Origin of the sequence: Rathayibacter sp. AY1D2 (assembly GCF_002932695.1) — a bacterium.
In the GTDB taxonomy this organism is placed as follows: Bacteria; Actinomycetota; Actinomycetes; order Actinomycetales; family Microbacteriaceae; genus Rathayibacter.
The window spans coordinates 1-11,532 of sequence record NZ_PSVX01000088.1 but is presented as its reverse complement, the minus strand read 5'-3'; the positions used below and the strand labels follow the sequence as shown (position 1 = coordinate 11,532).

The window sequence follows — 11,532 nt, the reverse complement described above, 5'->3', positions numbered from 1 at the left end:
CCCGCCTCCGCCGTCAGCGGACGCGGACCGAGAGGCAGGTGACGCAGCCCTCGAGCTTCTCGAACTCCGAGATGTCCACGGACAGGACGCGGTAGCCCAGACTCCGCAGCAGCTCGGCGCTCCGGGGAGCGGAGGCGGCCATCAGGAGGGTGTCGTCGTCGAGGACGACCACGTGGGCGCCCGGCTCCTCGGGCATCGGCAGGAAGGAGGGGAACAGGCGCGGCTCGTCGACGACCGGCTCCCAGCCGATGACCGTGCCGTCGGGCAGCGCGGTCACGGCGCTCTTGAGGTGCAGCACCTTGGTCAGCGGGACCGCGACGACGCCGTACCCGCGGGGGCGGAGGATCGCGCGCAGCTGGGCGACCCCCGCCGCGTCGGTCCGGCCTCCGCGGCCGACGTAGACCGTCGATCCCACCTTGAGGACGTCGCCGCCGTCGAGCGTGCCCGGCTCCTCGATGCGGTCGACCGTCAGGCCGAGGGCGCGGACCGCCTCCTCGGCGCCCGCCGTCTCTCCGCGGCGGGACTCCGCTCCGGACCGGGCGATCACAGCGTGGTCGCCGAAGACGACGACCGCGTCCTCGAGGAAGACGGAGTCGGCGAGTCCGGGCGCCGGTGCGGCCTCGACCGTCTCCCAGCCGGCCCGCTCGAGCAGGTCGACGTACGCCTCCCACTGCTGCTGGGCGCGCTGCTGGTCGACGGGGACGCGCTCGAGGTGGGTGAGCTCGCCCGCCGAGAGGTCGGCGGCCGGGGCCCGGACGATCGCGATGCGGCGGTCGGTGACGACGGCGGCCGGAGCGCCCGTGGTGCGGAGGCGGTTCCAGAGCGTGTGGCCGACGCTCGCCGCCGAGACGGTGAACGCGAGCAGGAAGACGAGGTTGAGTCCGGCGAAGGTCTGGAAGATGGAGGCCCAGACGGCGCCCGTGACGGCCTCGCCGGTGGCGCTGGCCTGGACGAGCGTGCCGAACACGGCTCCGACCACGCCCGCGACGAGTCCCGCGAGGGCGGCGCTCCAGGTGCGTCCGAGCATCCCCGCGACGGCGAGGACGAGGACGACCACGAAGCCGAGCACGCTCGAGAGCAGGAAGTAGGCGTTGACCTGCGGGATGGAGCCGGGCTGCAGCTGGTTGCCGATGAAGAAGGCCAGCAGGTTGGCGAGGTGCGCCACGAGCGCGGTCGCCGCGGCGGCGAGCAGCGCGACGAGGATCCGGCGGCCCGTCCCGGGCGCGCGGCCCCGGTTCGGGGCGATCGTGGTCGCGGCGGTCGGGGTGTCGGGAGTGGACGCGGGCGTCGAGTCGGAAGGCACCCGGTGACCCTACGCGCCCCCGCCCGCGCCTCGCCTGTCGATCCCCTAGCAGCCCCCTAAGAGCCGCCCACCGCACGGCAGAGCGGTTTCAGCGGGAATCGCGTGCCAAGCGATTCCCGTGACCGGCGACGCCCCCACTCCATGGAAAGCCTCACGTCGTGACGCCGACCACGCCCCGCCGCGCGAGGAGCGGCCGGGAAACCGCCCACCGCAAGGCAGAGCCGACTCAGCGGGAATCGCGTGCCAAGCGATTCACGCGGTCGGCGACGCTACCCGCTCCGCGGAACGCTCCGTGTCGCGAAGCCGACCGCGCCCCGCCGCGCAGGGAGCGGCGGGGAAGACGAGCACCGCCAGGCAGAGCCGGTTCAGCGGGAATCGCGTGCCAAGCGATTCCCGCGACCGGCGACGCACCCCGCTCTACGGAACGCACCCCGTCGCGAAGCCGACCGCGCCCCGCCGCGCAGGGAGCGGCGGGGAAGACGAGCACCGCAAGGCAGAGCCGGTTCAGCGGGAATCGCGTGCCAAGCGATTCCCGCGACCGGCGACGCGACCCGCTCTACGAAACGCGCCCCGTCGCCGAGCCGACCGCGCCCCGCCGCGCAGGGAGCGGCGGGGAGATCGAACACCACTTCTTCCACTGAGTGGCGGGCGCTCCGCGCCCGTCACTCAGTGGAAGAAGTGCCGCTCCCCCGTCGTGTACATCGTGACGCCGGCGCGGGCGGCCGCGTCGATGACCTCGGCGTCGCGGACGGAGCCGCCGGGCTGGACGACGGCCTTCACGCCGGCGGTGAGGAGCACCTCGAGGCCGTCAGCGAAGGGGAAGAACGCGTCGGAGGCGGCGACGGAGCCGGGGGCGCGGTCGCCGGCGCGGGTGACGGCGAGGTGGCAGGAGTCGACGCGGTTGACCTGGCCCATGCCGACGCCGACGGAGGCGCCGCCCTTGGCGAGGAGGATCGCGTTCGACTTGACGGCGCGGCAGGCCTTCCACGCGAACTCGAGGTCGAGCATCGTGTCGGCGTCGGCGGGCTCGCCGGCGACGAGCTGCCAGCCGGAGCTGACCTCGCCGGGGCCGCCGATGAAGCGGTCCGGCTCCTGCAGCAGCAGGCCGCCGGAGATCTGCTTGAACTCGCGCTCGACGGGGGCGTAGAAGTCGGGGAGCTGCAGCAGGCGCAGGTTCTTCTTGGTCTTCAGCACCTCGAGCGCCTCGGGCTCGTAGCCGGGGGCGACGAGCACCTCGGTGAAGATCTCCTTCACCGTCTCGGCCATGGCGAGGGTGACGGGCCGGTTCGCGGCGATGACGCCGCCGAAGGCCGACACCGGGTCGCACTCGTGGGCGCGGCGGTGGGCGGAGGCGATGGGGTCGATCGCCTTCGAGCTCGCGATCGCGATGCCGCACGGGTTCGCGTGCTTGATGATTGCGACGGCGGGCAGTACGAAGTCGTACGCCGCGCGGACGGCCGCGTCGGCGTCGACGTAGTTGTTGTAGGACATCTCCTTGCCGTGCAGCTGCGTCGCCTGCGCGATGCCGGTGCCGTCGGGCGAGACGTAGAGGGCCGCCTTCTGGTGCGAGTTCTCGCCGTAGCGGAGGACCTGCTGCAGGGTCCCGCGGATCTCGACCGAGCCCTCGACGCCCTCGGCCGCCTCCTGCCCGGCGAACCAGGCGGCGACGGCGGAGTCGTAGGAGGCGGTGTGCGCGAAGGCGCGGGCCGACAGGGTGCGGCGCGCGGCGAGCGTCGTGCCGCCGTCGGCGAGGGCGGTCGCGATCCCGGAGTAGTCGGCCGGATCGACGACGATCGCGACGTTCGCGTGGTTCTTCGCGGAGGCGCGGACGAGGGCCGGGCCCCCGATGTCGATGTTCTCGACCACGGTCGCCGCGTCGGCGCCGCCGGCGACGGTCTCGCGGAACGGGTACAGGTTCACCACGACCAGCTCGAACGCGGCGATGTCGAGCTGCTCCAGCTGCTCGCGGTGCGAGGCGAGCCTCAGGTCGGCGAGGATGCCCGCGTGCACGGCCGGGTGCAGCGTCTTCACGCGGCCGTCGAGCGACTCCGGGAACCCGGTGACGGCCGAGACGTCGGTGACCTCGTGGCCGGCGCCGCGGAGGGTCGCTGCGGTCGAGCCGGTGGAGACGAGCTCGACGTCGGCCGCGGCGAGCGCCGCTCCGAGCTCGAGCAGGCCGGTCTTGTCGCTGACCGAGATCAGCGCCCGGCGGACGGGGACCCGGTCGCGGTCGTCGTAGCTGCTGGGGTCGTGGGCGGTGATGCTCATGCGCGGGCGAGCTCCTCGAGGTCGACGGTTCCGTGGGCGATGTCGAGCACCGTCTGCACCAGCAGGCGACGCTCGATGGTCTTGATGCGCTCGTGCAGCGCGTCCTCGCTCTCGCCGGGGAGCACGGCGAGGCTCTCCTGGGCGATGACGGGTCCCGTGTCGACGCCGGTGTCGATCACGTGCACGGTGACGCCGGTCTCGGTCGCGCCGGCGGCGAGGGCGTCGCGGACGGCGTGGGCGCCGGGGAAGAGGGGCAGCAGGGCGGGATGCGTGTTGATCATCCGCGGGCTGAGCGCGTCCACCACCACGGGCGGCAGGATGCGCATGAAGCCCGCGCAGACGACGAGGTCGGGCTCCCACTCCCGGATGCGCCCGAGCAGGGCGGCGCCCCACTCGTCGCGGGAGGAGAAGTCGCGCGGCGCGACCGTGAAGGCGGGGACTCCGCGCTCCTCGGCGTGGCGGAAGCCCTCGGCGTCGGTGTCGCTGCCGACCGCGACGATGCGGGCGGGGAAGCCCACGTCGCCGGTGGCGTCCAGCAGGGCGCGGAGGTTCGATCCGCCGCCGGAGAGGAGCACGACCAACTTCAGCACTGCGCAAGTCTAGGGGGACGCCTCCGCCGGCGTCAGCCGCGTCGGCTGCGGCCCGCGGCGAGGCCCAGGCCCGCGGCCAGCGCGAGCTCGAGGGCGGCGACCGCCCCGACGACGAGCGGGTCCGGGCCCACCTGGGCGAGCCGCCCGGGCCCGGCGGCGCCCGCCGAGAACCAGGCGAGGAGCCCGAGCAGCAGGCCGCCGACCACGCCGATCCCGCCGGCCGCGGCGGCGCCCCAGCGCAGCAGCGAGCGTCCGTCGAGCGCCTCGATCACGCCGCGCCGCAGCCGCCATCCCGCGGCGAACCCGGCGAGCAGCGGCACGAGCAGCCCGAGGAAGCCGAAGGCCGAGTCCCCTGCGGGCAGTGCGGCGAGGACCGGGATCGACGGGATCGGTCCGAGCAGCGTCCCGGCCGCGCTCACGGAGGAGCCGGTGCCAAGGGCGAAGCCCGGGCCGATCAGCCAGCTCGCCGCCCAGATCACCAGGTTCGGGAGGAACGCCAGCTGTCCGAGAGTGAGGGCCAGGCCGCCGAGCGCCTCGGCGCCGAGGCTCTCGTAGAGCGCGACGACCGAGGTGTAGTGCACGACCAGCAGCACGGCGACGAGCACCGCCGCGACTCCGACCACGCCGGCCGCGGCGAGCGCTCCCCCGCGCAGCGACGCGAGGACGAGCCCGGGCCCCGGCGCGGGGACGCGGTCGAGCGCGGAGGCGGCCAGCTCGCCGAGGGGGTCGGCCTCGTCGCTGCGGGCGGAGTGGAGCGCTGCTCCGACGAGCACCCCCAGCGCGAAGACGAGCGGCGGCAGCAGCGTCCCCTGCAGGGGATCGACGGTGGCGGCCGGGTCCGCGGATCCGAGCGAGACCAGGAGCGCGATCGCCAGGTAGGTCGCGATCGCGACGAGGACGCCGATGGCCCGGAACGGCGACTCCTGGGCGCGGCGGCCGGTGCGCGCGCCGAGCAGCACGGTGAGGAGTGCGAACGCCAGCGGAGCGATCGTCACCGGGAAGGCGTCCGCGCCTCCGGGCAGCGCCACGGCGAGGGCGGAGTCGGGGGCCAGCGCCGCCTGCAGGTCGGCCCCGTGGCCGAGCAGCCAGGCGTCGGCGGCGACCCGCCAGAACACGCCGAAGTCGACCGTCGTGTCGTACTGCACGGCCCAGAGGACGGTCAGCGGGACGAGCGGGATCGCGATCCCGATCAGCGCCGACAGCGCGGCGTCGAAGGCGGCGAGGAGGGCGACGGTGATCCGGTTCATGGGCCTGACGAGCCTAGCGGCGGCGCGCTCGGAGGCGGGTCAGGGGCGCGCCGCCCGGCCCTCTAGTGTCGGAGCCATGACGGGGACCTCGGACGCACGGACGGAGCGCGGCCTGGACCGCCTCGTGAACTTCTCCGACGCCGTCGTCGCCATCGCCATCACGTTCCTCGTCCTCCCCCTGGTCGACGTGGTCGAGGAGGGCCGCGCGGCCGATCTGGGGTCCCTCCTCACCGGGCACTACGGCACCCTCTCCGCCTTCTTCATCACGTTCGCCGTGATCGGGCGGCTGTGGGCGGTCCACCACTCCGTCTTCGAGGGCGTGGCCCGGTACTCGCCCGCGCTCGTCGTCGCGAACTTCGTCTGGCTGGCCGCGGTCGTGCTGCTCCCCTTCGCGGCGAACCTGATCTCGAACGTGCTCGACACCGACGGCAGCGTCATCGCGCTCTACATCGGCACGATGATCGCGGCGAGCGCGGCGACCCTCGCGATGCAGCTCATCGTGCGCCGCGATCCGGATCTCCTGGCCCCGGGGGCGGAGCCGCGGCGCTCCCTCTCGAGGTCGCTGATCACGATCAGCGTCCTCCTCGCGGCCCTCGTGCTCGCCGTCGCGGTGCCGGCCGTCAACATGTTCGCGCTCCTGCTGCTCCTGCTCTCGGGTCCGATCGAGCGCCTGGTGCACCGCGGGCGCCCCGGGGGACGCGCGGCCCACCGCCGGACGGAGCGCGGGCTCGACCGGCTCGTCAACTTCTCGGACGCGACCGCCGCCATCGCCATCACCGTCCTCGTCCTGCCGCTCGTGCAGCTGGCTCCCGAGGTCGCCCGGGAGGGCGGCGGAGTCCCGGCGCTGCTCGCGGAGCACCTGGACTCGGTCCTCGCCTTCGCGCTCTCCTTCGCGGTCATCGCCGTCTTCTGGATCCCCCACCACCGCGTCTTCGAGATCGCCGGGGACTACGACGGCGCCCTGGTGTGGCTGGACCTGCTCTGGCTGGCCGCGCTGGCGTTCTTCCCGTTCTCGACGAGCGCGCTGGCGCTGTTCCCGGACTCCCGGGCGACGATCGGGCTCTACATCGGCACGATGGCCGCGATGAGCGGGGCGCTGGTCCTGATCGAGCTGCGCCTCTCCTGGCACCCGGAGCTCAGGCGGCCCGGCGCAGGGCCCCTGCCGCTCGCGCCCGCCCTGCTGCCTCTCGCGCTGCTCCTCGTCGCACTGGCGCTGGCGCTGCTGATCCCGTCGGTCGGGCTCTGGTGGCTGCTCCTGCTCCTGCTGCAGCGGCCCGTCCGGGCACTGCTCGCGCGGCGCTGATCCTCAGGCGCCGGGCGTCCAGCCCAGCTGCGGGGCGATGCGCTCGGCGACGGCGCGCAGGATGCGCCGGTGCGACTCCACCCCGCCGACCGCCGGGAGCGTCACCGTGAGCGCGTCCGCCTCCGCGAGCGCCGGATCCGCGGCGAGCGACGCGACGATCCGCTCCGGGCTCCCGACGTGGAGGGGGCTGAAGCGCATCGGGGCGGCGATGATCGACCGGTCGGCCGTGCGGGGGCGGCCCTCGTCGTCCATCCGCGCGAGGTAGCCCTCGATGAAGGGGCGGTGCGCCTCCTCGTCGGCGGCGTCGAGCAGCGGCAGCACGATGCGGCCCGCCGTCACCCTCGACGTGCGCCCCGGGTGCGCGGCGGAGAAGGCCTCGCGGTAGGCGCGGATCTGCACCGCCTGCTGCTCGGCGAACGGCAGGCCCGTCTCCTCCGTGTTGAGCGTGGACACCTGCAGGTGCATGCCCTGCTCGCCCGCCCGGACCGCGGAGGCCACCGTTCCCGCCCCGTACCAGAGCCGGTCGGCGAGGCCGGGCGCGTGCGGCTGCTGGACGAGCGGAGCGCCGACCGGGACCGACATCAGGGCCGACTCCGCGACGCCGAGCACGGCGCCCGAGAGCGCCTCGCGGAGTCGCGCGATGCGCTCCTGCGCCTCCTCGCGGAAGTCGCGCTCGGCCTGCCCGAACACCCCGTCGAAGACGGAGGCGAGATGCGCGAAGCCGCTGCTGACGCCGAGATCTAGTCGTCCGCCCGAGAGCAGGTCCACGGTCGCGGCGTCCTCGGCGAGGCGCACGGGCGACTCGTAGCGGGCGCCGATGACCGCGGTCCCGAGGCGGAGGCGGCGGGTCCGCTGGGAGGCGGCCGCGAAGAAGGTCATCGGAGACGCGAGGTAGCGCTCGAAGTGCCGCACGCGGACCCAGCCGGTGCCGTAGCCGAGCTCCTCGGCGAGCTCGAGCAGTGCCAGCCCGTCCTCGAGGCTCCGCGCGGCGTCGCCGGGCTGCTCGGGGCCCTCCGGGTACGGCACGAAGGTCAGCAGGTCGAGTCCGAGGCGGCGGGTCACGCTGCGACGCTACTCCGGCCGGACCCGCCCCGACGACGGAACGGACGGCGCCGCCCGCCGGAGCAGGGGCACCGTCCGTTCCGACGGTGGTGCGGGGAGGACGGGCGCTAGAGCGCCGCGTAGACCTCGCGGAGCAGGGCGGCCGTCTCGGACGGCGTCTTGCCGACCTTCACGCCCGCGGCCTCGAGGGCCTCCTTCTTGGCCTGCGCGGTGCCGGCCGAGCCGGAGACGATGGCGCCGGCGTGGCCCATCGTCTTGCCCTCGGGGGCGGTGAAGCCCGCGACGTAGCCGACGACGGGCTTCGTGACGTTCGCCTTGATGAAGTCCGCGGCGCGCTCCTCGGCGTCGCCGCCGATCTCGCCGATCATCACGATCGCCTTCGTCTCGGGGTCGGCCTCGAACGCGGCGAGCGCGTCGATGTGCGTCGTGCCGATGATCGGGTCGCCGCCGATGCCGATGGCGGTCGAGAAGCCGAGGTCGCGCAGCTCATACATCATCTGGTAGGTCAGGGTGCCCGACTTCGAGACGAGGCCGATCGGGCCCTTGCCGGTGATCGTCGCGGGGGTGATGCCCACGAGCGACTCGCCCGGCGTGATGATGCCGGGGCAGTTCGGGCCGATGATCCGGGTCTTGTTCCCCTTCTCCTGCGCGTACGCCCAGAACTCCGCGGAGTCCTGCACCGGGATGCCCTCGGTGATGACGACGAGGAGGCCGATCTCGGCGTCGATCGCCTCGATGACGGCGTCCTTCGAGAAGGCGGGCGGCACGAACGCGATGGAGACGTCGGCGCCGGTGGCCTCCATCGCCTCCTTCACGGTGCCGAAGACGGGGAGCTCGACGTCGCCGTGGGTGACGGTCGTGCCGGCCTTGCGGGCGTTGACGCCGCCGACGACGTTCGTGCCGGCCTTGAGCATCAGCGCGGTGTGCTTGGTGCCCTCGCCGCCGGTGATGCCCTGGACGATGACCTTGGAGTCCTTGGTGAGGAAGATCGACATGCTTGTTCTCTGATTCCTTGAGTCGTCGGGTCCGTTACGCGGCGGCGAGTTCGGCGGCCTTGTCGGCGCCCTCGTCCATGGTCGCGGCGAGCGTGATGAGCGGGTTGGCGGCGGCCTGGAGGATCGCGCGGCCCTCCTCGACCTTGTTGCCGTCGAGGCGGACGACGAGCGGCTTCGTGGCCGAGTCGCCGAGGATCTCGAGCGCCTGGAGGATGCCGTTGGCGACCGCGTCGCACGCGGTGATGCCGCCGAAGACGTTGACGAAGACGCTCTTGACCTGCTCGTCGCCGAGGATCACGTCGAGGCCGTTCGCCATCACCTGGGCGGAGGCTCCGCCGCCGATGTCGAGGAAGTTGGCCGGCTTCACGCCGTTGTGCCTCTCTCCGGCGTAGGCGACGACGTCGAGGGTCGACATGACCAGGCCCGCGCCGTTGCCGATGATGCCGACCTCGCCGTCGAGCTTCACGTAGTTGAGGTCGTTCTCCTTGGCCTTCGCCTCGAGCGGGTCGGCGGCGTCCTTGTCCTCGAGCGCGGCGTGGTCCGCGTGGCGGAAGCCGGCGTTCTCGTCGAGCGAGACCTTGCCGTCGAGCGCGACGATGTCGCCCTCCTCGGTGAGCACGAGCGGGTTCACCTCGACGAGCGTGGCGTCCTCGCCGGTGTAGACGTCGTAGAGCTTCACCAGGACGGGCGCGACCTTGGCGATCAGCTCCTCCGGGAACTTCGCCGCGCGGGCGATCTCCTCGGCCTTGGCCTGGTCGATGCCCTGGCCGGGGACGACCTCGACGCGCGCGAGGGCGTCGGGGCGCTCGACGGCGAGCTGCTCGATCTCCATGCCGCCCTCGTAGGAGGTGAGCGAGAGGTAGGAGCGGTTGGCCCGGTCCAGCAGCACCGAGAAGTAGAACTCGCGGTCGATGCGCGCACCGCCGGCGACCATGACGCGCTTGACGACGTGGCCCTTGATGTCGAGGCCGAGGATCGACCGCGCCGCGGCGAACGCGTCCTCGGGGGTCTTCGCGACCTTCACGCCGCCCGCCTTGCCGCGGCCGCCGATCTTGACCTGCGCCTTGACGACGGTGACGCCGCCCAGCTTCTCCGCCGCGGCGCGCACCTCCTCCGGCGTGTCGGCGACGATGCCCGGGAGCACGGGGACGCCGTACTTCTCGAACAGATCACGGGCCTGGTATTCGAAGAGATCCACGCTGCATTCCCATTCCGCGCCGAGCGCGCTTGCGTTTCGAGTTCGAGGTGGCCCGGACGACGCCGGAGTCTCGGCACTGTCCCTGGGCCGCGCCGAGTCTACTCCGCACCCGCCGGGGGCTTCCCGTGCGGTCGCTCCGCGCCCGCCGGACGCCCGCCGGGGGCGCCGGCTCCTCCTCCGCCCGCCGCTCCCGCGTAGCGTGGAGCCATGTCGTCGGCCTCCCGCACCCCGGACGTCTTCCGCGAGGGCGTGTTCCTACTGGCGGGCGCGCGCGCGATCCTCCTCCAGATCGCGCACCCGGCGGTCGGGCAGGGCGTCGCCGACCACTCCGACTTCGTGCACCGGGCCGTGAACCGCCTGCACGGGACGCTCTCCTACCTCTACGTCCTGCACTACGGCACTCCCGAGGACGTGCGCGCCGTCCGCCGCCGCGTGAACAGGGCGCACGTGCCCGTGCGCGGCCCCGGCTACACGGCCTTCGACCCGGAGCTGCAGCGCTGGGTCGCGGCGACGCTCACCCAGTCGATGCTGCAGCTCTACGAGGGCGCCTTCGGTGCGCTGAGCGAGGAGGAGGCGGACGACATCGTGCGCCGCTCCGTCGTCGTCGGCGCGGCGCTGCAGATGCCCGCGGACCTCTGGCCCGACTCCCGCACCGCGTTCGACGCCTACTGGGAGCGGGAGCTGGAGCGCCTCGAGGTCACGCCCGCGGCCCGCCGGGTCGCCCACGACCTGCTGGGCCCGAGCATCGCCGCCTGGTACCTGCGCCCGCTCGGCCCCTACCTCCGCCTGATCACCGCCGGTCTGCTCCCGGCGGCGCTCCGCGAGCCCTTCGGCTTCCACTGGACCGCACGGCAGGAGGCGCGGTTCGAGCGGGCGCTCTCGCGCACCTTCGCCGTCTACCGCCTGCTTCCCGCGATCGTGAGGACGGCGCCCAGCCGCTACTACCTCGCCCGGGTCCGACGCGACGCTCAGAAGCCGGCCACGACCTCCCAGCCCGCGTAGGCGGCGAGCTCCAGCCCGAGCGCCTGCGCGGCCGCACGCGCCTCGTCGATCCCGCGCTCGTCGCGCACGTCGACGGTGACCGGCACGCTGTCGCCGAACCCCGCGATCTCGACCCGCGCGCTCGTCGGACCGCTGTAGAGCGGGACGTGCGCGTCCGCGGTCCGCGCGCCGACCACTCGCGAGCCGGTCGCCTCTGCGATCACCGCGAGGGCGAACGGAGCCGTCACCACCGCATCCGTGTAGAGCGTCGCCTCGCCGCGCATCGCGCCTCCCGTCGTCCGACCCGCGGAACCGGGCCGCAGCAGTCCGACTGTAGGCAGCCGCCCGCGCCTCCCGCACCCCCTTCCGCTCGGCGCCGGGATGCGCACTCCCCGCCCGTCCGTGCTGAACATCCGGTGCGGATCGCTCGACGCGGCCGCCCGGCGGATCTACGGTGAAGCACCCGGCATCCGCCGCGGCGGTCAACGACGACTGGAGCCTTGATGAGCATCACCGAACCCCGCACGGCCGAGGCCCCCGCCGCTCCCCCGCCAGGATGGCCGCGACGGAGAGGGTGCCGAAGCC

The 11,532-nt window shown here is 73.6% G+C and carries 10 protein-coding genes; 2 read left to right on the top strand and 8 right to left on the bottom strand.

Annotated features, from left to right (window positions below; genetic code table 11):
- Positions 1-13: 13 nt before the first annotated feature.
- The 4 genes from ddaH to C5D04_RS16575 all read right to left on the bottom strand — a co-directional run bounded on the left by ddaH (position 14) and on the right by C5D04_RS16575 (position 5,408).
- Positions 14-1,303, bottom strand: a complete 1,290-nt coding sequence (gene ddaH, locus C5D04_RS18830; RefSeq protein ID WP_308471774.1) for a dimethylargininase — start codon at positions 1,301-1,303, stop codon at positions 14-16.
- A 666-nt stretch (positions 1,304-1,969) separates the two neighbouring features.
- Entirely contained in the window at positions 1,970-3,571 is a 1,602-nt protein-coding gene (gene purH, locus C5D04_RS16585; RefSeq protein ID WP_104348054.1) for a bifunctional phosphoribosylaminoimidazolecarboxamide formyltransferase/IMP cyclohydrolase, read from the bottom strand.
- Complete coding sequence (gene purN, locus C5D04_RS16580; RefSeq protein ID WP_104326315.1) at positions 3,568-4,161, bottom strand: phosphoribosylglycinamide formyltransferase; 594 nt, start codon at positions 4,159-4,161, stop codon at positions 3,568-3,570. The genes purH and purN overlap by 4 nt, the downstream gene beginning before the upstream one ends.
- 32 nt (positions 4,162-4,193) lie before the next feature.
- Entirely contained in the window at positions 4,194-5,408 is a 1,215-nt protein-coding gene (locus tag C5D04_RS16575) for a DUF6350 family protein (RefSeq protein WP_104227293.1), read from the bottom strand.
- A 76-nt stretch (positions 5,409-5,484) separates the two neighbouring features.
- On the opposite strand from C5D04_RS16575, the gene C5D04_RS16570 reads away from it, so the two are divergent.
- A complete protein-coding gene (locus tag C5D04_RS16570) occupies positions 5,485-6,711 on the top strand; it encodes a TMEM175 family protein (RefSeq protein WP_181137749.1) in 1,227 nt (408 codons plus the stop codon).
- Between the two features lie 3 nt (positions 6,712-6,714).
- On the opposite strand, the gene C5D04_RS16565 is transcribed toward C5D04_RS16570, so the two are convergent.
- The 3 genes from C5D04_RS16565 to sucC all read right to left on the bottom strand — a co-directional run bounded on the left by C5D04_RS16565 (position 6,715) and on the right by sucC (position 9,966).
- Entirely contained in the window at positions 6,715-7,773 is a 1,059-nt protein-coding gene (locus C5D04_RS16565) for an LLM class flavin-dependent oxidoreductase (RefSeq protein ID WP_104292884.1), read from the bottom strand.
- 107 nt (positions 7,774-7,880) lie between these two features.
- Positions 7,881-8,768 carry a succinate--CoA ligase subunit alpha gene (gene sucD, locus C5D04_RS16560; RefSeq protein WP_104224929.1) on the bottom strand — a complete coding sequence of 296 codons (888 nt, stop codon included), beginning with the start codon at positions 8,766-8,768 and terminating at the stop codon, positions 7,881-7,883.
- Positions 8,769-8,802: 34 nt separating this feature from the next.
- Positions 8,803-9,966: an ADP-forming succinate--CoA ligase subunit beta gene (gene sucC, locus C5D04_RS16555; RefSeq protein WP_104292885.1), complete on the bottom strand. Its 1,164-nt coding sequence runs from the start codon at positions 9,964-9,966 to the stop codon at positions 8,803-8,805.
- 207 nt (positions 9,967-10,173) lie between these two features.
- Between sucC and C5D04_RS16550 the strand changes: the two genes are divergently transcribed.
- Positions 10,174-10,968 (top strand): oxygenase MpaB family protein, encoded by a 795-nt coding sequence (locus C5D04_RS16550; protein ID WP_104292886.1) that lies wholly within the window; start codon positions 10,174-10,176, stop codon positions 10,966-10,968.
- Here the strand turns inward: C5D04_RS16550 and C5D04_RS16545 are convergent.
- Positions 10,935-11,231 (bottom strand): hypothetical protein, encoded by a 297-nt coding sequence (locus C5D04_RS16545; protein WP_104224926.1) that lies wholly within the window; start codon positions 11,229-11,231, stop codon positions 10,935-10,937. The two genes, C5D04_RS16550 and C5D04_RS16545, sit on opposite strands and share 34 nt — an antisense overlap.
- Between the last annotated feature and the right edge of the window lie 301 nt (positions 11,232-11,532).